General features: G+C 57.8%; 20 protein-coding genes and 1 pseudogene. 9 read left to right on the plus strand and 12 right to left on the minus strand.

Annotated features, from left to right (window positions below):
• Nucleotides 1-491: 491 nt before the first annotated feature.
• From ASG19_RS22910 to ASG19_RS22925, 5 genes and pseudogenes are all read right to left on the minus strand, one after another.
• Complete coding sequence (locus tag ASG19_RS22910; protein ID WP_062463409.1) at nucleotides 492-806, minus strand: addiction module antidote protein; 315 nt, start codon at nucleotides 804-806, stop codon at nucleotides 492-494.
• Between the two features lie 4 nt (nucleotides 807-810).
• Nucleotides 811-1105 (minus strand): annotated as a pseudogene (locus ASG19_RS24560) (type II toxin-antitoxin system RelE/ParE family toxin).
• A gap of 503 nt (nucleotides 1106-1608) precedes the next feature.
• Entirely contained in the window at nucleotides 1609-2085 is a 477-nt protein-coding gene (locus ASG19_RS22915; RefSeq protein WP_062463412.1) for a VOC family protein, read from the minus strand.
• A gap of 365 nt (nucleotides 2086-2450) precedes the next feature.
• The gene (locus ASG19_RS22920) at nucleotides 2451-3425 is read right to left on the minus strand and encodes a zinc-binding alcohol dehydrogenase family protein (RefSeq protein ID WP_244476266.1); all 975 of its coding nucleotides are present in this window, start codon (nucleotides 3423-3425) and stop codon (nucleotides 2451-2453) included.
• 270 nt (nucleotides 3426-3695) lie between these two features.
• Entirely contained in the window at nucleotides 3696-4685 is a 990-nt protein-coding gene (locus tag ASG19_RS22925) for a zinc-dependent alcohol dehydrogenase family protein (RefSeq protein ID WP_062463414.1), read from the minus strand.
• A 200-nt stretch (nucleotides 4686-4885) separates the two neighbouring features.
• On the opposite strand from ASG19_RS22925, the gene ASG19_RS22930 reads away from it, so the two are divergent.
• On the plus strand, nucleotides 4886-5281 hold the full coding sequence (locus ASG19_RS22930) for a tautomerase family protein (protein WP_062463417.1): 396 nt from the start codon (nucleotides 4886-4888) through the stop codon (nucleotides 5279-5281).
• Here the strand turns inward: ASG19_RS22930 and ASG19_RS22935 are convergent.
• On the minus strand, nucleotides 5278-5907 hold the full coding sequence (locus ASG19_RS22935; RefSeq protein ID WP_062463515.1) for a TetR/AcrR family transcriptional regulator: 630 nt from the start codon (nucleotides 5905-5907) through the stop codon (nucleotides 5278-5280). The two genes, ASG19_RS22930 and ASG19_RS22935, sit on opposite strands and share 4 nt — an antisense overlap.
• A gap of 190 nt (nucleotides 5908-6097) precedes the next feature.
• Here ASG19_RS22935 and ASG19_RS22940 point away from each other — a divergent pair, with 190 nt between their 5' ends.
• Together ASG19_RS22940 and ASG19_RS22945 are read left to right on the plus strand one after the other, a co-directional pair.
• The gene (locus tag ASG19_RS22940) at nucleotides 6098-7066 is read left to right on the plus strand and encodes a zinc-dependent alcohol dehydrogenase family protein (RefSeq protein WP_162238171.1); all 969 of its coding nucleotides are present in this window, start codon (nucleotides 6098-6100) and stop codon (nucleotides 7064-7066) included.
• Nucleotides 7067-7146: 80 nt separating this feature from the next.
• Nucleotides 7147-7434: a DUF1330 domain-containing protein gene (locus ASG19_RS22945; RefSeq protein ID WP_062463424.1), complete on the plus strand. Its 288-nt coding sequence runs from the start codon at nucleotides 7147-7149 to the stop codon at nucleotides 7432-7434.
• Between the two features lie 356 nt (nucleotides 7435-7790).
• Here the strand turns inward: ASG19_RS22945 and ASG19_RS22950 are convergent, their stop codons facing one another.
• Nucleotides 7791-8687 (minus strand): LysR family transcriptional regulator, encoded by an 897-nt coding sequence (locus ASG19_RS22950; protein WP_062463427.1) that lies wholly within the window; start codon nucleotides 8685-8687, stop codon nucleotides 7791-7793.
• Nucleotides 8688-8825: 138 nt separating this feature from the next.
• On the opposite strand from ASG19_RS22950, the gene ASG19_RS22955 reads away from it, so the two are divergent.
• A complete protein-coding gene (locus tag ASG19_RS22955) occupies nucleotides 8826-9155 on the plus strand; it encodes a nuclear transport factor 2 family protein (protein WP_062463430.1) in 330 nt (109 codons plus the stop codon).
• Nucleotides 9152-9931 carry an SDR family oxidoreductase gene (locus tag ASG19_RS22960; protein ID WP_062463433.1) on the plus strand — a complete coding sequence of 260 codons (780 nt, stop codon included), beginning with the start codon at nucleotides 9152-9154 and terminating at the stop codon, nucleotides 9929-9931. The genes ASG19_RS22955 and ASG19_RS22960 overlap by 4 nt, the downstream gene beginning before the upstream one ends.
• Before the next feature lie 405 nt (nucleotides 9932-10336).
• On the opposite strand, the gene ASG19_RS22965 is transcribed toward ASG19_RS22960, so the two are convergent.
• The 5 genes from ASG19_RS22965 to ASG19_RS22985 all read right to left on the minus strand — a co-directional run bounded on the left by ASG19_RS22965 (nucleotide 10337) and on the right by ASG19_RS22985 (nucleotide 15767).
• Nucleotides 10337-11083: an amino acid ABC transporter ATP-binding protein gene (locus ASG19_RS22965; protein ID WP_062463436.1), complete on the minus strand. Its 747-nt coding sequence runs from the start codon at nucleotides 11081-11083 to the stop codon at nucleotides 10337-10339.
• Between the two features lie 87 nt (nucleotides 11084-11170).
• Complete coding sequence (locus ASG19_RS24565; protein ID WP_348271500.1) at nucleotides 11171-11956, minus strand: amino acid ABC transporter permease; 786 nt, start codon at nucleotides 11954-11956, stop codon at nucleotides 11171-11173.
• Nucleotides 11957-12364: 408 nt separating this feature from the next.
• Nucleotides 12365-13516, minus strand: a complete 1152-nt coding sequence (locus tag ASG19_RS22975) for an ABC transporter permease subunit (RefSeq protein WP_062463519.1) — start codon at nucleotides 13514-13516, stop codon at nucleotides 12365-12367.
• Between the two features lie 15 nt (nucleotides 13517-13531).
• Nucleotides 13532-14548, minus strand: a complete 1017-nt coding sequence (locus ASG19_RS22980) for an amino acid ABC transporter substrate-binding protein (RefSeq protein ID WP_062463439.1) — start codon at nucleotides 14546-14548, stop codon at nucleotides 13532-13534.
• Between the two features lie 37 nt (nucleotides 14549-14585).
• A complete protein-coding gene (locus tag ASG19_RS22985; RefSeq protein ID WP_062463442.1) occupies nucleotides 14586-15767 on the minus strand; it encodes a PLP-dependent transferase in 1182 nt (393 codons plus the stop codon).
• Nucleotides 15768-15870: 103 nt separating this feature from the next.
• Here ASG19_RS22985 and ASG19_RS22990 point away from each other — a divergent pair, with 103 nt between their 5' ends.
• The 4 genes from ASG19_RS22990 to aztC all read left to right on the plus strand — a co-directional run bounded on the left by ASG19_RS22990 (nucleotide 15871) and on the right by aztC (nucleotide 19685).
• On the plus strand, nucleotides 15871-16755 hold the full coding sequence (locus ASG19_RS22990) for a LysR substrate-binding domain-containing protein (RefSeq protein ID WP_062463445.1): 885 nt from the start codon (nucleotides 15871-15873) through the stop codon (nucleotides 16753-16755).
• A gap of 288 nt (nucleotides 16756-17043) precedes the next feature.
• The gene (aztA, locus tag ASG19_RS22995; RefSeq protein ID WP_062463448.1) at nucleotides 17044-17847 is read left to right on the plus strand and encodes a zinc ABC transporter ATP-binding protein AztA; all 804 of its coding nucleotides are present in this window, start codon (nucleotides 17044-17046) and stop codon (nucleotides 17845-17847) included.
• A gap of 5 nt (nucleotides 17848-17852) precedes the next feature.
• Nucleotides 17853-18722: a zinc ABC transporter permease AztB gene (aztB, locus tag ASG19_RS23000; protein ID WP_062463451.1), complete on the plus strand. Its 870-nt coding sequence runs from the start codon at nucleotides 17853-17855 to the stop codon at nucleotides 18720-18722.
• Nucleotides 18723-18746: 24 nt separating this feature from the next.
• On the plus strand, nucleotides 18747-19685 hold the full coding sequence (gene aztC, locus ASG19_RS23005; protein WP_062463452.1) for a zinc ABC transporter substrate-binding protein AztC: 939 nt from the start codon (nucleotides 18747-18749) through the stop codon (nucleotides 19683-19685).
• The last annotated feature ends 1257 nt before the right edge of the window (nucleotides 19686-20942 follow it).

The following is a 20942-nucleotide window of genomic DNA, read 5'->3' on the forward strand; positions in this document are numbered from 1 at the left end:
TGTCTCGAGATGAAATCGACTTAAAGTATGGGTCATCATTCACGGGGTTGATATTGGTTTCGCCATCCATACGAGAAGGCAGAAGTGGCAACTAGTTTGTGCGGCGCCGGAATACGATTGCCTATGATGCATATCACGTCAGTATGCATCATCCGCTTCAATTTGAGCTAATTAGCGCCAAGATGGGGTAGTCAAGGTTCGAGTCGTTGAAAGGCGGTACCATCCTAAACTTGCCGATTTAGGGCCGTTGGCCCCAAGCGTTGATGAGTCTTCAACCTCGACCTGCCTGCACGCCACTGAGAATGCGGGAGCTGGCTCGCTACAGCTGACCGATGACGAACTCATTAGGATCGATTCGGCCTTCCCATTCAGCCCAAAGGCGGAGAGGCCGGATGTTTAGAATCCCATCGAGAGCTTAAAACCATGAGAAAAGAGCTGCCCCGCTCTGGTACGGAACTAAAACACGTCTCGCCAATGCTCGAATATGCCGCTCACTTCACTGCGGCGGTCGATCCGCTGTCGGATTTCAGAACAAGATTCAGCCTGTAACCAAGTGCGTCAGCTACCTTCGCGATCGTCCCAAACTCCGGGTTGCCATCTCCACTTAACGCTCTGTAGAGAGCAGTTCGTGTAAGTCCGGTATTTCGGGAAAGATCCGACATGCCGCGCGCGCGAGCGACAACACCAAGCGCGCGAGCAATATGGTTTGCGTCTCCATCTTCGCTTGCAGCTAGAAGATATTCAGCAATCGCTTCCTCACTTCCAAGGAATTCGGCTGAGTCGTACTCAAATGTCTCAAGAGGCATGCGATTACTCCATTACTTGCCGTGCTAGTTTTTTAGCTAATCGAATGTCTTTGTCTTGAGTACTTTTGTCGCCACCAAACAGAAGAACGTAAACGACCGACCCGTCTCGGACAAAATAGACCCGATAACCAGGCCCATAATTATGCGGAGTTCGCTCACGCCTTCGCCGACTGGCCCTACATCCCCAGGGTTTCCTGCAGCGAGACGGTCAATGCGGTCGGCAATTCTAGCTTGGGCACGATAGTCCTTTAGCGTTTGATCCAGTCCGCATAATCACGGGTGCGCCTAATCGTGAACATGCGACTATGTAACGCATAGGGGACAAAACATCAAAGTGATGGTTATCCGGGAATATAGCTGTCTGAAACTTTTGGCTTGCGTGTAGTGCCAAATGATTGAGTAAGTTCGATCTTCGTCACATCACGATGGCCACTCTGTTTTGCTGGCTGTCCGCACGTGGTTTCGCCCCTTCGGGCGGCCTATGGTCGGTCATTGAAAAGGAAAATAGCAGCAAATGTAACTGATTTGACCGCCGGATTGGCGGTTCATATCAGTTCAAGGCGTGTATAATTCCTTCTTCCGAGATCGTTACTCTGATCGCGAATGAGGAAACACTGAGAAAAAACAAGTTCGCCAGCCAGATGCCGACGCACCGTATTAGTCGCTTTGAACGCAAGGACGGTATTGATAGTATCCTTCGCCAGGATCGATCTTTCCGGGAAAAGACCCAGTAGGCGTAGAGCGTAGTAGCAACGGAACGTAAGACCCACACAAGGTTCAGCTTTTCCGTACCGAAGAGGCGTTACACGACGAGAGATTGTTGAACAGGCGGCTGCATCAGCTCTATGGTGATACCATCCGGGCCAGAGATATATGCGACCATTGTTCCGCATCGGGGGCCGGCTGGTATCGGCTGCGGCGAGCCCTTCACTGCCCACCCCGCCCTCTCAACCCGCGCGATCGCGGTGCGGATATCTGTAACCGTGAAGGCGATATGAGCGGCGCCGATCGCACCCGCGCTACGAGGTGTCTGGCCCAAACTAAGGCCTGTCGAATACTCGAGAAGCTCGATAGGGTAGCCATTTGGAGCAGTCACCAACGCCATTCGGCAGCGCGGATCGTCAACTCCCGTGGCCTCCCGTAGGAAATCTCCACCCATCTCGCCTCGGCGAACAAGGTCGAAACCCATCGCCTCAGTCCAGAACTGGATCGCCTCCTCTAACGAGGCGACCGAGAATCCCGTATGGTCCACAGCTATCACGCCTGCGTCTTCGGCCATTTGTTAATCCTCACATATCGAGCAGTTACGTCGCGCTAGAGTAAGCCGTTCGCATAACAAGTCATAGCACTTGCAATCCTTTAGTCCCTTTGTGGCGCTGATCTCGGGTTCGATGCCTTTCAAGAGCTGAGAAGAGTTATGAATTCCACCGGTTTCGGAGCATTTGATTTCCGCTCATAGTTTCCTGACGCGCGACTCCCTAGAAACAAATCTGAGGATCACTGTTCGCCGTCCGGAAAAGTCGTCTACCGGACATCCCGTGTTGATGTTCGTGCGTAGGGCGCCTTATTCCGCAGACCGGTGCCGAAACCTGCGTAGCTCCGTCAGGCCTATGGGTGCCGCAATCGAGCGGCCTTTCGATTTCATCAGATCGTCAGGATCACTCGGCCCAGCGGCCGCTCTTCGGCGAGGTAGCGAAGCGCCTGAACCGCCTCGGCAAGCGGAAAGGTCTTAGCGATAATCGGCTTGACCGCACCGGACTTGAGGAGGCCGTAAATTATTCTGAACGCATCGCTGCGATCCTCGACGCTCTCATTGAAGAGTAGGAAACTTTTAATCGTCGCAGCCTTCCAGATGAGCTGCATGACGTTGATCGTAGCTTCCTGGCCGCCAGCATAACCGATGGTCGTTAGGGACCCCTTCTGCGCGAGCGCGGGCAGCGTGCCGCTTAGGACTTCGCCACCGATGGCGTCGATGACGATATCGGCACCATAGCCGTCAGTGATGCGATTGATTCCGGCTACAAGCGATTCCTTGGTTTCATCTATCACCTCATCGAAGCCGAGGTTCGCGGCCTCGATAGCCTTGTTGGCGTTGGTAGTCGAGGAAATCGCGTGTTTGGCTCCCAGAGCCTTAGCCAGCTGCGTTGTAGCATTGCCAACCGAACCACCGATAGCTGGCGCGAAAACAACCTTGCCGGGTGCGAAGCCGGCGTTCTTCAGCGCAAGATATGCGGTCAGGTAGGCTACCGGAATGCCGGCTGCTTCGATGTCGGTAACATTGTCAGGAATGCGCCCCAGCAGTTCCTTGGGAACAGCGACGTACTCAGCAAATGTGCCGCTCTCAAAGAGGCCGAACGGTCCCATGAACATGACGCGGCTGCCGTTCGGGAACTCGGCGTCACCTCCCTCGATCATGCCGGCGCCTTCGCTACCGAGCACCAGCGGCGCGGTAGCGGCGTCTATGTGGCCGTGCAGGATAGTGTTGTCGAGTGGGGTGACCCCCGCTGCGGTGATCCGTACCAGCAGCTTGCCGTCGGTCGCAACAGGCTTCTGAACGTCGACCAGCTCGAGGTTGTCAAAGCCGCCGAAGGCAGCTGCTTGCATTGCGCGCATGATCATAGATCCTTTAGTATTGCGACCAGTGCATTGCAGTAATCATCGTCCAAGGCTTGAGCACCTCAGCTAAAATGTCATGCACACGTCGGTTTAGGGTGTAGAATGGCGGTCGCTGTGACCGAGCCAAATAGGAATACACGCCCGCGACGGCCTCGGACGTGGGGCATGTCTGATCGGTGCTGGATGTCACGTCGAAATCGCGATCAATCCCCAAAGCGACCTCATAGCCTTGCTTAGTCCTGATCGACGTCGAGTCGATATGGCGCAAGTGGGTTAGAGCCTGACGACGACCTTGCCGATTTGTTCGTTGGATTCCAAAAAACGATGAGCGTCTTGGATGTCGTCGAAGGCGAAGGTACGTGCGATCAGGGGCCTGAGCGTGCCCGACACCAAACCGTCTGTGATGAAAGTCTTGGCGCGTTCGAGGACCGCATCGTCCGACACGACTTCGGTGTAGAGGTAGCCCTTCAGGGTCAGGCTCTTGCTCAGGACTGTAAGAAGCGGGAATGGCGTTGGCTCACTGCTGAGAACACCATATTCAAGCAGGATGCCACCCCGCGCCATGGAGGCCGTCAAAGGCCCGAACGAAGGTCCGCCTACCGGATCGAACACGACCCGGGCGCCGATGCCATTCGTGATTTCAAGAACCCTAGCAACAAGGTCTTCTTCTTCCGTCGCAACGACGTAGTCGGCGCCAGCATCAAGAAGGGCCTGGCGCTTAGCGCTGGTTCGCGTCGTCGCAATGACGGTCGCGCCTACAGTTTTAGCGATCTGGAACGCCGCGACGCCGACACTGCTTGACGCTGCGGAGACGATAACAGCCTCTCCTTGTGAGAGCTTTGCCTGCTCGATCAGGCCGCCCCACGCTGTAACATATGCCATCCAAACCGCTGCGCCTTGCTCGAAAGACAAGTTCTCCGGATGTCTGACGACCAAGCGCGATTGCACATTGACCAGTTCGCCGTAGGTCCCTCCGTTAGAAATGTCCGGTGAGGGTACAACGCTGACCACGTCACCGATGGCGAAACCTTTGACAGATGCACCGACCATCTCGATGACGCCTGAGGCTTCGTAGCCAAGACGGCTTGGAAAGTGTGCATCCTGCAGGTAGGCGTGATTGCGGAACATGATCTCCGCACGGTTGATCCCGATTGCCTTGACCTTGATCTGAACCTCGTCGGCCGCTGGCGCCGGGACGTCCACGTCATCGATCCGGAGTACGCTGGCGTCGCCATATTCGTGAATTCTAACTACTCTGGTCATCAAATATCTCCATGCGTACGGATTTAAGGAGCGATTGCTCCAAATATTCCTAAGAGACGTTCCGACTGGTGTCAACACAATATGGAGGAATTGCTCCAATAACTAGTTGACGCGCAGGCAAATCGCGAGCAAAGCAATTTGGAGCAATAACTCCAGTTATGCGGTGCGCCACTGTAAACGCTACGAATGAGGATCATGTCATGCCGTTTTTTAACGTTCACGTCCCAAAGGATCTGTTTTCGCTGGATCAGCGTAAAGCGATTGCGGCATCGCTCGCACACTCTCTTCAGGAGAGCATTGGACTGCCTCCTGAAGATAAGTTCGTCGTGATCAACGAGCACGCCGAAGGCTACATGTTTCTGCATCCTTCCTACGGAAATGTGGAACGCTCAGCAGGTGCGATCGTCATCTCCGTCCACATCCCGGCGTCGCGTCCGATGTCTCAAAAGCGAGTGCTGCTAAAGGAGATCGTCCAGCGACTCCACGACAATGTCGGCATCAGGCCGGACGATGTGTTCGTGACCCTCATTCCATTGCCTTCGGAGAACTTCTCGTTCGGTCGGGGTTTGAGTGCAATTGACAAGGGCGACGACTAGGAGGGCACGCCCGGCCAAGCGTCGAGCGCCATGGCGCCGATCTTTTCAAGCGTCCTGCGATCAGCGCCGTCACGCGCGCGGACAGCCATGCCTCTCGACACTGTTTCGAAAAACTCGGCGATCTGGGCGACGTCAATCCCTTCTGACAGGTCGCCGTTTCGGACACCCTCGTTCAGTCGCTCTATCATTAATGTGCGCGACCCCTCTCTAACCTCACGCATGAAGTCTCGCAAATCTGCGCGGTCCGGGGCGTCGTGTAGTCCGGCTAGAGAGATCATGCAGCCAGCAGGACCCACATCGTCAGTGTAGGCGGCCGCCGTAGCCATCATCAGCCGCGCGAACGCATCCTTCGCCGGCCCCCCCCCGGCCAAAGCCTTAGGGAAAAAGCCGCCCGGTCCGGTGAGATATGCACCGACCGCTTCCCGGTAGAGGGCCTCCTTGCTGCCAAAAGCGTTGTAGAAGCTCGAGGGGCTGAGGCCCATCACTGCGATCAGTTCGTCGAAGGTCGCTCCCTCGTAGCCCCTGTCCCAAAACACGCGCATCGCCCGGTCGAGCGCCGCTGTCCGGTCGAACAGCCGCGGCCGTCCACGCGCTCTCGACACCTGGCCCTCGCCTTTGATCACCATTGTTAGTCCCTTCGTCGCTGTCAGCATAACGGCGTGGTCTCTCCGTCTGCACTACACCCTAACATAACTGTAGCGATAGCTCCACTTTTATGTTGACTGAAGCCCGATAGCGGTTCATGGACTATTTATGGAGTATCTACTCCATAAAGATTCTTCGATAACGACTGACGGTATGACCAAGGAGACCCTGATGAAAGCTATCCAGATTTCCGCCTTCGGCGAGCCTCGTGACGTGTTGCGCTTCGCCGACTTCCCTGAGCCAGCAGCTCCTGGCCCGAACGAGGTGCTCGTTCAGCTCGAGGCGTCCCCGCTTAATCCCCACGACGTTTATGTTATCAGGGGCGGCTTCCCCGTTCTGCCGCCGACGCCCGGACCCGTGGGCAACGAGGGCGTCGGCCGCGTTATCGGTGTGGGAACGGACGTAGACCATCTTGCCATCGGTGACCGTGTGCTCCTTCCTATCTTCACCTGGCTTTGGCGCGAACGGATGACCATTTCTGCCAAGGGCCTATTCGCTCTGCCCGATGCCGACCTACATCAGCTTTCGATGCTGGGAATCAATCCGCCGACGGCGGCATTATTGCTCAGCGAATATGCCAGTCTCGAACCTGGAGAATGGGTGGTCCAGAATGCCGCCAATTCGGGGGTCGGCCGCGCAGTGATCGGTGTGGCCAAAGCTCGCGGCCTGAAGACGCTCAATATTGTCCGTCGCCCCGAGCTTGTCGATGAATTGAAGGAAGCGGGTGCCGATGTGGTACTGGTCGCCGACGACAACACCGCGGCTGAAGCCGAACAAGCGGTCAACGGCGGCCGCATCGGCCTGGGAATTGATGCGATCGGCGGTGAGGCGATTGGACTGCTAGCCACCATCGTCTCGCCTCGCGCGGCAGTGGTAGCTTATTCCATTCTCGGTAGCGCGACGATGTCGATCCCGGCCTGGTCGCCAATCTTCAAACAGGTTACCGTCCACGGCTTCTTCCTTGGCAACCCGGACTCGGCCGCAGCAGCACCCGCCGCCGTCAGAGAAGTCCTGCCGCTTGTCGTCAGTGGCGACCTGCATACCCCGATCAGCGGCGTCTATCCGCCGTCGGCTATTGTCGAGGCGGCTATTCATGCCGAACGCGGCGGCAAGGTAATCCTCGACTTCACCGCTGCCTAAGCGCGTCGATATCGCCGCCCGGCTAATGACCCTGTGAATGGAGCGGCCTCGCCGCAATCCTCAATCTAAGGCACGACACCATGACCGCCCTAGTCCTGATCGATCTCACTGTCCATGATCTACCCGCGATGACCCATTACGAGGGATCAGTGATCGCCTTGGCGCGGCGGTTTGGTGGCAAACCACTCGTTAAGGAGCTTCATCCTGAAATCATTGAGGGACAATGGTCCCCGACGTGGCTTGTCGTGCTGGAGTTTCCGAACCGTCAAGCCGTTCGTGACTTTTACGACGCGCCGGATTATCAGCCGCTGAAAGCGATGCGACAGACGGCAGCAACCTCCAACGGCCTCATTGTCGTTGGTGAGTAGCAGCTAGCACGATGGCGTAGGGGATCTCGAATAGCATCAGATTTGGGACTGCTCTCGACAACTTAAGTGGCAGCGGCTCAAAGCTGGATGACGAAGTGGCAGCTGTCGAGATCGTGCTCAATGGCTGAGATGAGGGCGCGAAGCTGCGCGTCCTCGTCCGGCCGACATTGAGCGCTTTGGGCTGAACCCGGGAGCCAACGCATTACTCTCAATCTCCATGATGCGATTATGCGGCTTTGGACTCCGAACAGTTTGATGTTCCGATTCCGGTCGTTTTCCGGGCAAAACTTCACAACTACACGGACGTCAAATTATGTTGGTGCGTAACGACGATGTCGTCGATACTCGCCGGACGACTACCGATGGGAAAATTCTCGCGCAGCCTGAATGAACGCACTGAAGGCGGCCGGTGGATTTTTTCTACCAGGGTAGTACAGTGCGAGCGGTGCCAGGGAAGGGGTCCAGTCCTCGAGAACGCGCACCAATCGACCAGCCGCAATGTCATCGCGCACATCCGCTTCCATGACATATCCAATTCCAACGCCGTTCTGAGCCGCTATCCTCACAAGACTTGGCTCGTCCAGCGTGATCGAGCCTTGTACATCGATCTGCGTGGCATTCCCGTCCTTCTCGAACCGCCATCGAAACAAGGCATTATTGGGAAGCCGGGCACGAATGCAGCGGAACCGATAAAGGTCGGCTGGTTCGGTTGGCGTGCCGTAAGTGCGCAAGAAATCCGGCGACGCGACGACGGCATTGCTGCGATCGAGACCGAGTGGCAGAGCGATCATGTCGTTGGGAACGAGATCAACGGTCCTCAGGCCGAGGTCGAATCCTGCCGCGACGATGTCGACGAGTTTACCCTCCGTGACCAAATCAACATGGACTTGTGGGTAACGCCGAATGAACGACAGGATGAGCGGTTCCATCACCTCTCGGGCTGCCGACGCAAATGCGTTGATGCGCAATGTGCCTGTCGGAGTATCCTGAAGCGATTGAGCCGCAAGCATGGCATCGTGGATGTCGGTCATTGCCGGTCCAATGCGCTCGACAAAGGTCTTTCCCCCATCAGTCAGCGAAACGCTACGTGTTGTCCGGTTGAACAGGCGAATGCCCAAGCGCTCCTCAAGCTTCGCGACGGCGTTGCTCAGTGCGGTCGTAGACATGCCGAGTTCAAGCGCAGCGGCTCGGAAAGAGCCCAGCCGAGCTATGCTCAGAACGGCATCGAGGTCAGTAAGAACAGATCGCGACATTGTCCCTCTTTTCGCAATTCCTCATCCTGCTTTGTCCCAGTTATCATGTCAATCAACTGGCCTTAGATTGACCTTGTCGGCCGCAAGAGGGTCGAAGTTCCACTCGGTAAAGGCTGGAAACATGATTGGAGGACACAGATGACGATAAAGCTACCCGAGGGCATCAAAGCCTATTTCGATGGTGACCGCGATGGAGGGCCCGAAACTGTGGCGGCCGCGTTTACCGAAAATGGCATCGTCAAGGACAAGGGCGAGACCCATAGAGGCCGTGATGCCATTCGCGCGTGGATGGCTGACGAGGGCCAGCAATACAGCTACACGGTCGAGCCCTTTCTGATTACCAATGAAGGCGGCAGGACCCTTGTGACGGCCCACGCCGTCGGTGACTTCCCCGGAAGTCCCATCGACCTGCGGTTCTTCTTCGTTCTCGCGGGCGACAAGGTCGCCGAACTGGAGATCACGGTATGACGCAGTTCCTCACATTGCAGGGCCGTCGCGCCCTGATTACCGGCGGCACTTCGGGCGCCGGCGCTGCAACCGTAGCACTGTTCAAGGAACTTGGCGCCCGTGTGCTGACCACCGCTCGCACCAATCCGGAAGATTTCTCCGGTGCGGCATTCGTTGAAGCCGACCTGACCACCCCGATGGGGGTTCAAGCCGTCGTTGACGCGGTGCAGCGAGAACTCGGAGGCCTCGATATTCTTGTGAACGTGCTCGGCGGTTCTTCGGCACCTTCAGGCGGCTATGCTATGCTCACGGACGAGGAGTGGGACAAGGAGTTCAACCTTAACTTCTTCCCGGCGGTCCGGCTCGATCGTGCTCTGATCCCTGGCATGGTCGCTCAGGGAAGCGGTGTTGTCATCCACGTCACCTCGATCCAGAGAAACCTGCCGCTCCCGGAAGCGACGACCGGTTACGCCTCGGCCAAAGCGGCGCTCAACACCTACAGCAAAAGCATCTCCAAGGAAGTTTCTTCTAAGGGCGTAAGAGTGGTTCGCGTCTCTCCAGGCTGGATCGCAAGCCCAGGATCCAATGGCCTGGCCCAGCGCATAGCCGATCAAGCCGGTATCAGCTACGACGACGCGGTGCAGGTGATCATGAACTCGCTCGGCGGCATACCGCTGGGACGGCCAGCCGCGCCGGAAGAGGTCGCGGACCTGATCGCATTCCTTGCATCAGATCGAGCATCGTCTATCACCGGCACAGAGCACGTCATCGACGGCGGGACTGTTCCCACTGCTTGAACATTGAGGCCATATATCGCCAATGCAGATCAGGCGGGTGCGTCCCACCCGCCGATTTGGGAATAGATCTCGTCCCGCAGACGCGGTTCACCACGGGCAACACAATGGCGCCCTGTGTAGTCATCGGTGATTGGTTGACCGATCTGATCGGAATCTCACATCGACTTAGCGCTTTTATTCTGTATGGCGCTGCGTTACCGAACTCGACGATCATGGAATACCGTGTCGTTAAGTGCGTCCGGCGCTCGGTTGTATATCCATGGTAAAGGACATTATCATGAATAATCAGCGAGATGGAAGATTAGCAGTCTGCGGGTCGCGGGTTCGTATCTGTTCAAGGCGGCCGATCGGGCGTTCTGTATAGGGCGCCACTACGTTCGATTTGTAAGTTTGGCGGCGACCCATTCAGTGCATGATGTTAGCCAGAAATCGCCGCGTGCTGGGATGCGATGGAGCGTCAAAGAACGTGTTGGGCTCATTGACCTCGATCACCTCTCCCGCTTCCATGAATACGACACGGTCTGCGACCTTTCGTGCGAACCCCATCTCATGGGTGACGACGATCATCGTCATGCCTTCTTCCGCAAGCGTGACCATGGTGTCGAGAACCTCCTTCACCATTTCCGGATCGAGAGCCGAGGTGGGTTCATCGAAGAGCATGACCTTCGGCGTCATGCAAAGCGCCCTTGAGATCGCCACTCGCTGCTGCTGCCCTCCGGACAACTGACCGGGGTATTTGTCGGCCTGTTCAGGGATCCGCACCTTCGCCAGGAAATGCATGGCCATCTCTTCCGCGTCTCGTCGACGTTTTCCGCGGGCCAGGATCTGGGGCAGGGCGCAGTTCTCCTTGACGGTTAGGTGCGGGAAGAGATTGAAGTGCTGGAACACCATCCCGACCTCGCGCCGGATTGCATCCAGATTCTTGACGCTGTCGCCGAGCGGGATGCCATTGACGGAGATACTGCCGCGCTGGTGCTCCTCCAGCCGGTTGATGCAGCGGATGAGGGTTGATTTCCCGGAGCCGGATGGACCGCAGACGACGATGCGCTCCCCCGTCGCGACGGTGAGGTCGATGTTCTTCAGAACGTGGAAGCTGCCATACCATTTGTCGAGGGCGGCCACTTCGATAGCGTTCAGGTCATTCACGGTCATCGATAGCTCCGGGATTGCACGCGGATTTCAAGCCAGCGGCTGTAGTTGCGAGGGCGGCCACTTCGATAGCGTTCAGGTCATTCACGGTCATCGATAGCTCCGGGATTGCACGCGGATTTCAAGCCAGCGGCTGTAGTTGGATATGCCGAAGCAGATCAGGAAGTAGATCGAGGCGACGAAGACGTAGCTCTCGACATAGGGAGCACCCCATACGGGGTCGGTTGCCGCTACGCGGGCAGCGCTCAGCATGTCGAAGACGCCGACGATGAGGACGAGGCTGGTGTTCTTGACCATCACGATGGCCGTGTTGGTGAGAGGCGGAATAACCTTTTGGAGTGCTTGTGGCAGGACGATGTGCCACACGGCCTTCCATCCCGGAATGCCCAAAGCCTTGGCAGCCTCTATCTGGCCGGCAGGGACACCCTGAAGGCCGCCGCGGATCACCTCTGCAAGATAGGCGGCGGCAAACACCGTCAGTGCTGCCAGCGTGCGCCCGAGCTTGTCGATCGACCATCCTGCCGGCAGAAGTAGCGGCAACAGGATGGAAGCCACAAACAGCAGCCCCACCAGCGGCAGGCCCCGGACCAGCTCGATCGTCATCAGGGACAACGTGCGTGGGATCGGTAGCGATGAGCGTCTTCCCAATGCAAGGAATACTGCGAAGGGGAAGCCGAGACCAAGCGACAGCAAGGCAAGCAGCAGCGTCACGGGCAGCCCGCCCCAGCTTGACGTCGGTACCGGCGTCATTCCAAGGAAGCCGCCCCACATCAGAGCGAGCATGACGGCGACGCATGCGATCCAGGCAGCGATCAACCGCTGGCCCCATAGCTTCGGGGACAAGGAGGCGAGGATCATCCCAAGGATCAGGCCCATGACCAGAAGCGGCCGCCATTGCTCGTCCGGTGGATAGACACCGAAGATGATGAAGCGAAATTTTGCCCCGATGAAAGCCCAGCAGGCACCGCCGTTGCGGCAGGCGGACGGGTCGTCGGTGGACCATACTNGGATAGACACCGAAGATGATGAAGCGAAATTTTGCCCCGATGAAAGCCCAGCAGGCACCGCCGTTGCGGCAGGCGGACGGGTCGTCGGTGGACCATACTGCGTCCAGGACGGCCCAATTCAGCGCTGGGACCATCAAGATCAGCAGAAAGCCGGTGGTGACGGTCAGCACCGATGCCACCAGATCGCCGAAGAAAAGCTGCAGCAGGGGCCTTCGCGGTGGCCTCGGCGGAGCGGATGGCTCGATATGGACAGCTGTTGAGGCGACATCAACTACAGTCATCGTACCTCCACCAACGCGACATGCGCATTGTACCAGTTCATGAACAGCGACACGGCAATGCTGATGGTCAGGAAGATGCCAAGCAGCAAGCCGATGCTCTCGATCGCCTGGCCGGTCTGGTTGATCACCGTGCCGACCACGAGGCCGAGCTCCGGGTAACCGACAGCCAGCGCAAGCGTGGTGTTTTTGACGGTCGACAAATACTGCGATGTCATCGGGGGAATGATGATGCGCAGTGCCTGCGGGATGATGATCTTGGTGAGCGTATGCCGTTCCGACAGCCCGATCGCGCGTCCGGCCTCCCACTGCCCGATCGACACGGCGTCGATGCCGCCGCGGATGATCTCTCCGATGAAGGCGGAGGTGTAGATCACCAAGCCTAGCATGAGGGCGGCAAATTCCGGCGACAGACGCAGCCCGCCTGTGAAGTTGAAACCCCGCATTTCGGGAAAGCTGATCACGGCACTTGGCTGGAGAAGCAGTGCCGCGCCGAGGGCAACGACGGCCGTAAGCCCAAAAAGTGCCAGAACGGGATGGCAGTCATGCCACCGGCCTGTTCCCATCATGAGGTGACGCAAGCGCCAAGCACCCAAGGTCACGAGGATGACGAGGCCGATCATCAGCCAGGCCATGGCGTCCAGTTCCAGTGCGGGAATGTAGAATCCCCTCAGCGACAGGAAGACGCCGGGTAAGGGATTGTAGGCCTCGCGCGGCGCCGGCAGCGCTGTGGTTGCGAGCGCGTACCAGAACAGCAGGTGGACGATCAGCGGCATGTTGCGCATGGTCGTAACGAACACGCCGGCGACGCCTGACGTCAGCGGATGCTTCGACCGTCGCGCCAGTCCGACGAGCAAGCCAAGCGCCGTCGACAGAAAAATTGCAAGGACCGATATCGCCAGCGTGTTGCCGACGCCCGTGACGTAAGCCCAGAGGAAACTGTCGGATGGGTCGTAGGGCAGGACGCTTTCCGAGATCGGAAAATTTGCCCGACGCCAAAGGAAGTCGAAGCCTACCTTAATCCCGCGGGCATCGAGGTTCGTGACGGTGTTGTTCACCAGCCAGAGGAGGAGGGCGGCAAAGCCGCCCAGCAGAAGGATCTGCCCACCCCAGCTTCTGAACCGTCTGTTATCGAGAACAGCGGAAATCATGATCGACACCAATCGCTACTGGAAGGCCATCGGGAACATCAGCCCGCCATCGGAAAACAGCCTGTTGGGACCGCGTTCGATCTTGAGAGGACTACCGGCACCAAGGTTTCGGTCGAACATTTCGCCATAGTTGCCAAGTTGCTTGACGATATTGTAGGCGAACTTGTCATCGAGCCCGAGCGCCTTGCCGTTACCCGGCTCGACTCCGAGGAAGCGCTTTACCCGCGGGTCGTCCGAGCCCATCATTTCGTCGATGTTGGCTTGGGTGATGCCGTAGAGCTCCGCATTGAGGAGTGCCTGGATCGACCAGTTGACGATATCCGTCCAGTTGTCGTCGCCGTGGCGCACGGCCGGTGTCAGGGCATCCATATACTTGGTCGCCGGGAAGATGACGTAGTCGTCGGGCTTGTCGGATTGCGTGGCGCGAACGGAAGCAAGTGCCGCCGCATCGGTGATGAGGGCATCGCAGCGGCCGGAGAAGAAAGCCTGGCGGGTGGCGGCAACGTTGTCGAACACGACCGGGTTTAGCTGCAGATTCAGCTTGGTGGACACATCGTTGACGACGACCTCGGTGGTGGAGCCCGTCTGAACGCAGACGGACGCTCCCGTCATCTCCTCAACCTTGGTGACGCCGGATGCCTTGGCGACCATGAAGCCCGTGAACTCATAATAGGTCGGGGTGGTGAAATTGATGCCGTTCGCATCTCGCTGCAATGTCCATGTAAGGGTGCGGGGCAGGATGTCGATTTCGCCGGTCTGGAGCGCCGGAATGCGCTGCTGACCGCTCAATGGGACGAACTCCACCTTGTCCTTGTCACCGAAGATGGCTGCTGCCACAGCGCGGCAGGTTTCGACGTCGAGGCCGGTCCAGTGACCTTTGTCGTCAGGGGATCCAAACCCAATGGTGCCCTGACTTGCACCACAAATAATGCGACCTCTCTCCTTTACCTTGTCGAGCGTTGGTCCTGCGTGTGCAGTCGTCGCCATCAGTGTGCCGACGACTGCCGCAATGCCGATTGTCCAGTTTTTCATGTTGTCGTTCCCTTTGTTTTTTTGGTTCGTGATTTGCTCAGACAGCCTTCTTCACGGCGGGCGCTGACGCGATCGCTTCGACGATCGGCTCGAGGTCTGCCCAGAGATCGTCTTCATCTTCCAGACCCACGTTGATCCTTAAGATCGTGCCGGGATGGGCATGAGCGTCAGTCGCGCGGGTGATGGTCATCGGTGCAAGAAGGCTGTGGGTGCCGCCCCAGGAGGCGCCGATCGAGAAGGTCTGCGCCGCCGTCAGGAGGTCGGGGAGAGCAGCCTCGGCGTGCGGGGGAATGACAAGGCTGAACACGCCGCTTGCGCCGGCAAAATCGCGCTGGAAGAATTCATGCCCGGCGGCTCCGGGAAGGGCGGGATGCAATACCAGCTCCGGCGCAACGCGGTCCGCAATTTTCCGGGCAAAATCGAGGGCAACCCGGCCGCAATGGGCAAGCCGCACGCCCATGGTCTCCAAGCCGCGAAGCGCCAGCCCGCAATCATCAGGCGAAACCCCCATCCCGATCATCCGCATGGTGTCCTTCAGCCTCTTGTGGAGCGCGATGTCCTTGACCGCGATCGAGCCCATGAGAAGGTCGGAATGGCCGCTGACATATTTCGTCAGCGCCATCGACGAGAAGTCCATGTCATGGGCGAGCGGCTTGAAATAGAGCGGCGTCGCCCAGGTATTGTCGCAGCCTGTGAGCACGCCGCGCGCCTTCGCCGCCGCGACGATGGCAGGAATGTCCTGGATCTCCATCGTCGTGGACCCGGGCGATTCCGTCCAGATCAGTTTGACGGTGTCGTCGATGAGGCTCTCGATGCCCGCGCCGATCATGGGGTCATAGATCCGGTAGGAGATACCGCGCGGCTTCAGGTAGTTCTCGCAGAAGCCCGCGACCGGCGGATAGGCGCTGTCGGGAATGAGAACCGTGTCGCCAGGCATCAGCACCGCGAGGAAAACCACAGTGATGGCGGCTTGTCCCGAGGGAACGAGAACTGTCCTAAGGCCCTGTTCCAGAGCCGTGATCGATGCCTCGAGCGTGCGGGACGTCGGTGTCCCGTGAAGGCCGTAGGTGTAGCCGTCGGGGCCTCGCTTGGAGCGGTTGGCATAGGCTTCTGCGCTGTCGAAGACGATTGTCGATGCCCGGTAGGTTGGTGTTGCAAGGCTTGCAAAACCTTCGTGGGAAACTTCGGGCCGCTTTACGCAGAGCGTCTTGTCACGCATGGACTGTCCTCATTGGATAATTTCCAACAGTCTAAACAGGAGCCAGGTAGACAAACAATTGACCAGAGGATCTAAGTCTATGCGTAAACCGTATAGGTGAGAGATGAACTTCAGGCAAATTGAGGCGTTTCGCGCGGTCATCATCAGTGGAACAGTCTCTCGCGCAGCCGAACTCATGGGCGTCACGCAACCGAACGTCAGCCGCCTGATCGGCGAATTGGAAGAGTCTGTTGGATTTGCGTTGTTTGACCGAGTTAAGGGGCGGTTGATACCGACTCCGGAAGGACAGGCATTCTACCGCGACGTCGATGCCAGCTTCAAAGGGCTTGATCTGCTGCGCTCATCCGCGGCTCGGATCCGGGATTTCGGTTCGGGGCAGATCCGCGTGGCGAGCCTGGCCGCCGCTGGCTCGACGATCGTGCCGCGTGCAGTGAAACGGTTTCGGGAAAGCTACCCCGCGGCGATCGTGACGCTCAGCATCATGTCATCTGCTGCTGTACGCAACCATATTGTCGATGGTGATTTCGATCTCGGTCTCGCGGCCGATGAAGTCGACTTGTCAGGCGTCGAGCATCAGGTCTTCGGTAGCTTCCCGGCGCTATGCGCCATCCCGCCAGGCCATCCTCTGGTAAAACGAGACGTTGTCCGGCCGGAGGACTTTCATGAAGTGGATTACATAGCGTTGTCGGCAGAGGATCGGGCTCGGCTCCAATTCGAGCGTCTCTGCGCCGAAGCAGGATCCAGACCTAATCTTGTAATTGAGACCCCTTTTGCCATCACGGCCTGCGCACTCGCGCTTGAGGGAGTAGGCCTGGCAATCGTCAACCCACTTGCTATCGATGGTTTTGCTCAGCGCGGCCTGATTTTTCGACCCTTCGAGCCCTCGGTCTACTTCAAGAGCTATCTATTGTTTCGGCCGGATATGCAAAAGGCGAGCCTCGTGCGAGCCTTTGTCACGGCACTGATGGCAGTTCGTAACGCAAGATAGGAACTGCTACTGGTCCTCGCCGCTGCGAATGCAGGGTGGTTTGCGGACTCTGTGCGGATAAGTGCCCTCTTTCCAGCGCAGGTCCCGGTGGAAGGCAAAATACGTTTCATCGAAGCGGTTCGTGAAACATCGACACCGCGACCCCTGGCCGTTTGCCCTGTTTTCTAAAAACGTCGAACTTCGTTTTGTCCAGGGTTGCGTCCTCTCTCCCAAGTCGGTAAACGTAATAACATTACATTAACGAGCAGCGCGTTGCGCGCCACGCGCCGCGGGAGATAGACAGTAGTCGTGACTGAAGCATGCCTGACCTTTGACAATCTGACCCTGGGCTACAATCGCCATCCTGCTGTGCATCACATGACCGGTGTCGTACGCAAAGGAAGCCTTGTGGCCGTTGTCGGCGGGAACGGGTCAGGTAAATCAACCCTGATGAAGGGTATTGTTGGTCTATTGCGACCTATGAGTGGTACGTGCTCGATAGCACCGGGCACCCGCTTCGCTTATCTGCCACAGCTTTCCGAGCTGGATCGCTCTTTTCCAGCTCGTGTGCTTGACCTTGTGTCGCTCGGGCTTTGGCCCAAAAGGGGCTTGCTGGGTCGTCATAGCGCAGAAGACAGGCAAGCGGTAACGCAAGCGTTGCTGTCCGTCGGTCTGGAGGGGTTCGAGAAGCGTTCCATCGACACACTTTCGGGCGGCCAAATGCAGCGAGCGTTGTTCGCGCGTGTCCTCGTGCAAGATGCTGATCTCATTCTGCTTGACGAACCCTTCAACGCTGTCGACTCCAGGACGCTTACCGATCTGATAGCGCTCATCAAGCACTGGCAGGATCAAAGGCGCACTGTCATGGTCGTCGTGCATGACCTTGATCTGGTGCGCGAGCATTTTCCCGAGGCGCTTCTTCTGGCGCGGCGGCCGATTGCGTGGGGTGAGTCGCGTCAGACACTCTCTGCCGAAAATCTTCTTCGCGCACGTCAGTTCGGCGAGGCATGGGACGAGAACGCCCCATGGTGTGGTCAACAAGCTCACCACCTGCATGAGACAATGATTGGTCATGACGGCATCGCGGCGTCACCGGCACGTGGCGGGATGTAATCCATATGCTCTATGAGACGTTTATCCTACCGTTCGTCGAGTTCGGATTCATGCAAAGGGCGCTGTTTGGCGCATTCATGTTATCGCTCAGCGCTTGCCCGGTCGGCGTCTTCCTCATGTTGCGCCGCATGAGCCTGACTGGCGACGCAATGGCGCATGCGATCTTGCCTGGTGCAGCTGCCGGCTTTCTGCTTTACGGCCTTGAGATCGTTCCTATGACCATCGGTGGTTTGATTGCCGGCGTGGTCGTAGCACTGGGGGCCGGCGCCGTCGCCCGGTTCACGATTCAGAAAGAAGACGCCTCTATGGCGGCCTTTTATCTGATCTCCCTGTCGCTTGGTGTCCTCATGGTCTCTCTGCGGGGCTCAAGCGTCGATCTGATGCACGTCCTGTTCGGAACGGTCCTGGCGCTGAACAATGATGCCTTGATCCTCATCGCCATGGTGTCGGTGATGACGCTTTGTGCTCTCGGACTTTTTGGACGGGCGCTGGTGGCTGAATGTATGGACCCCTTGTTTTTCCGTTCTGTGTCACGCCTGGGCTCGCCGGTCCATTTCCTCTTCCTTGGTCTCGTCGTGACGAATCTTGTCGCTGGCTTCCAGGCGCTTGGCACCTTGCTCGCGGTCGGATTGATGATCCTGCCTGCGGCTGGCGCACGCTTCTGGACGCAAAGCGTTGCAACGATGTGCCTGTTGTCGGTTGCGATCGGGCTGTTTTCCTCAGCCGTCGGCCTCCTTTTGTCTTACCATGCATCCTTGCCATCAGGACCAGCGGTCATGTTATCGGCAGGTTCTGTCTACTTTTTCTCGGTCATCGCTAGCCCTCGTGGCCTGCTTTTGTCGCACCTGCGGCGCAGCGCTCACCGCAGCGCCTGAACCGCCCCGGCACTGGAAAATATAATGAAGAACCTGAGTAAGCTCATCGCCAGGATGACAGTTGTGATATTCGCCTCATTGGCTGTTCCCGCTCTTGCCCATGCGGAAAAGCTGTCGGTTGTCGCCAGTTTCTCGATCATCGGCGATTTCGCCAAAGCTATCGGTGGCGAGCGTATTGCTTTGCGAACACTGGTTGGTGCCAACAGCGATGCTCACGTTTACGAACCAAAGCCAGCTGATGCATTGGCGTTGGCCAAGGCGGACGTCATTCTGGTAAACGGGTTGCTGTTCGAGGGCTTTATGGACCGTTTGATCCAGGCAAGCGAAGCGAAAGCCAAATTGACCGTTATGACCGAGGGCACGGACATCTTGAATGATCCGGCGGGTGGCCATTACCACTATGTCGACGGAAAGGCGGTCTTTCATGCAACGCCGAACGATCCCCATGCGTGGCAGTCGGTTGGCAATGCCAAGATCTACATCCAGAACATTGCCAAGGCGTTCTGTGCCGCAGATGCACAGGGCTGCTCGACATACGAAGCAAATGCGACCGCGTACTCAGAACAATTGGCGGCGCTTGCCGAGGAGATCGAGGCAGCTGTGAGCGCGATCCCCCAAGAGCGGCGTGTAGCGGTTGTCGCGCACAACGCCTTTCGCTACTTCGAGCGGGATTACGGCGTGACCTTCTTAGCGCCCCAGGGCGTTTCTACCGAATCTGAGGCATCTGCCGCAGACGTCGCCTCGCTTATTCGTGAGATCCGCGAGAAGCGTGCTGCTGCCGTATTTGCAGAAAACATTTCGGACGCACGCCTTGTTGAGCAGATCGCCTCAGAAGCCGGACTAACGCTCGGCGGCACCTTGTATTCGGACGCCCTGTCGCCAGCCGGTGGACCTGCGTCGACCTACATCGACATGATGCGTCACAACGTCCAAACCCTCACATCTGCGATCAACCGCGGCTGAGTCACCGTCCAACTGCCGGAAAAAGCCGCTGTTTGAAAGTTATGTAATATCGTAAAAAGGAGAGACGAATGAGACATTTAATCCGAGGCGTATCTGCGTTGGCGCTATCAACGGCCTTGCTGGGATCGGCGGCGCTCGCTCAGGATGATGAGGAAAGTGTAACACTTTACCGCGTGTTCGTCGGCGACCATAAGGATCCGAAGGTCACGGCGTTTGACCTGAGCAAGCCCGAGAAGCGCTGGACGTTCGACACAGTCGGCCAAAATAAGCTTTACAGCGTCAATGAAGGCGCCAGCGTTGTCGCGGTTCAATCTGACAATGATGCCGTCAACTTTATCAATAGCTGCATTTCTCTCCACTCTCATGGAGACCATTCCGATATCGAGATTGCCGATCCGTCGGCCGTAGAAAAAGCCCTGACCGGCCCACGCCCGTTTCACGTCATCGACCATGACGGCAAGGTCGTCATCAACTTCGACAAGGGTGGCTATAACGAGATCGTTGATGCGCACGAACTAACCGATGGCGAGATTGAATCGACACGGCTGAAGCAGGCCCGAGCTCATCACGGTTTTGCCGCTCCCGTCGGAATCGGCTGGGTAACGACGGTCGCTTCCGATGCTCCGGTCGAAGGCGATTCTGCACCGACCCGCGTCGGCTTGCGTGCGGTGACGGAAGACGGCACGCCCACAGGTAATGTCGCATCTTGCACAGGCATTCACGGCGAAGCATTCTCCGGTGCTTTCCTCGCTGCAGGATGCAAGGAAGGCATTCTGACTGTAACCGCGAGCGCGGACGGCCCGGTGACCAAGATGCTGACCTATCCCTCCGATCTGCCAAGCGGTGAGACAACCGGCACGTTGCTGGGCGCCAGGAGCATGCAGGTCTTTCTCGGCAATTACGGCGCCAAGGGTCTCGTCGTCGTTGATCCCGCAGATGAGCCGAACTTCCGCTATATCGAATTGCCATTCCGCCGCATTGACTTCGCACTCGATCCAGCTAACGCCCGCTTCGGATACGTGTTGACCGAAGATGGCTCACTGCATCAGATCGACGTTCTGGATGGCAAGCTTGCCAAGAGTGCCAAAGTCACCGAGCCCTATTCCATGGACGGGCACTGGAACGATCCGCGCCCGCGTATCGCCATGGCTGGAGATGAAGTCGTCATGAGTGATCCCAATGCCGGACTGGTCCGTCGCATCTCCAAGAGCGAACTCAAGGAGGTTGGCACAATCAAGGTTGAAGGCAAGCCCTACA

The organism is Rhizobium sp. Leaf306 (assembly GCF_001423425.1).
Taxonomy (GTDB): Bacteria; Pseudomonadota; Alphaproteobacteria; order Rhizobiales; family Rhizobiaceae; genus Neorhizobium; species Neorhizobium soli.

What these genes read in the sequence shown, in the direction of transcription:
- ASG19_RS22925 (WP_062463414.1), bottom strand. Translation starts at nt 4,685, where the DNA reads ATGACCAGAGTAGTTAGAATTCACGAATATGGCGACGCCAGCGTACTC.
- ASG19_RS24565 (WP_348271500.1), bottom strand. Translation starts at nt 11,956, where the DNA reads ATGGGCCTGATCCTTGGGATGATCCTCGCCTCCTTGTCCCCGAAGCTA.
- ASG19_RS22950 (WP_062463427.1), bottom strand. Translation starts at nt 8,687, where the DNA reads ATGTCGCGATCTGTTCTTACTGACCTCGATGCCGTTCTGAGCATAGCT.
- aztB (WP_062463451.1), top strand. Translation starts at nt 17,853, where the DNA reads ATGCTCTATGAGACGTTTATCCTACCGTTCGTCGAGTTCGGATTCATG.
- ASG19_RS22990 (WP_062463445.1), top strand. Translation starts at nt 15,871, where the DNA reads ATGAACTTCAGGCAAATTGAGGCGTTTCGCGCGGTCATCATCAGTGGA.
- ASG19_RS22940 (WP_162238171.1), top strand. Translation starts at nt 6,098, where the DNA reads ATGAAAGCTATCCAGATTTCCGCCTTCGGCGAGCCTCGTGACGTGTTG.
- ASG19_RS22915 (WP_062463412.1), bottom strand. Translation starts at nt 2,085, where the DNA reads ATGGCCGAAGACGCAGGCGTGATAGCTGTGGACCATACGGGATTCTCG.
- ASG19_RS22985 (WP_062463442.1), bottom strand. Translation starts at nt 15,767, where the DNA reads ATGCGTGACAAGACGCTCTGCGTAAAGCGGCCCGAAGTTTCCCACGAA.
- ASG19_RS22920 (WP_244476266.1), bottom strand. Translation starts at nt 3,425, where the DNA reads ATGATCATGCGCGCAATGCAAGCAGCTGCCTTCGGCGGCTTTGACAAC.
- ASG19_RS22965 (WP_062463436.1), bottom strand. Translation starts at nt 11,083, where the DNA reads ATGACCGTGAATGACCTGAACGCTATCGAAGTGGCCGCCCTCGACAAA.
- aztC (WP_062463452.1), top strand. Translation starts at nt 18,747, where the DNA reads ATGAAGAACCTGAGTAAGCTCATCGCCAGGATGACAGTTGTGATATTC.
- ASG19_RS22960 (WP_062463433.1), top strand. Translation starts at nt 9,152, where the DNA reads ATGACGCAGTTCCTCACATTGCAGGGCCGTCGCGCCCTGATTACCGGC.
- ASG19_RS22910 (WP_062463409.1), bottom strand. Translation starts at nt 806, where the DNA reads ATGCCTCTTGAGACATTTGAGTACGACTCAGCCGAATTCCTTGGAAGT.
- ASG19_RS22945 (WP_062463424.1), top strand. Translation starts at nt 7,147, where the DNA reads ATGACCGCCCTAGTCCTGATCGATCTCACTGTCCATGATCTACCCGCG.
- ASG19_RS22980 (WP_062463439.1), bottom strand. Translation starts at nt 14,548, where the DNA reads ATGAAAAACTGGACAATCGGCATTGCGGCAGTCGTCGGCACACTGATG.
- ASG19_RS22975 (WP_062463519.1), bottom strand. Translation starts at nt 13,516, where the DNA reads ATGATTTCCGCTGTTCTCGATAACAGACGGTTCAGAAGCTGGGGTGGG.
- ASG19_RS22930 (WP_062463417.1), top strand. Translation starts at nt 4,886, where the DNA reads ATGCCGTTTTTTAACGTTCACGTCCCAAAGGATCTGTTTTCGCTGGAT.
- ASG19_RS22935 (WP_062463515.1), bottom strand. Translation starts at nt 5,907, where the DNA reads ATGGTGATCAAAGGCGAGGGCCAGGTGTCGAGAGCGCGTGGACGGCCG.
- ASG19_RS22955 (WP_062463430.1), top strand. Translation starts at nt 8,826, where the DNA reads ATGACGATAAAGCTACCCGAGGGCATCAAAGCCTATTTCGATGGTGAC.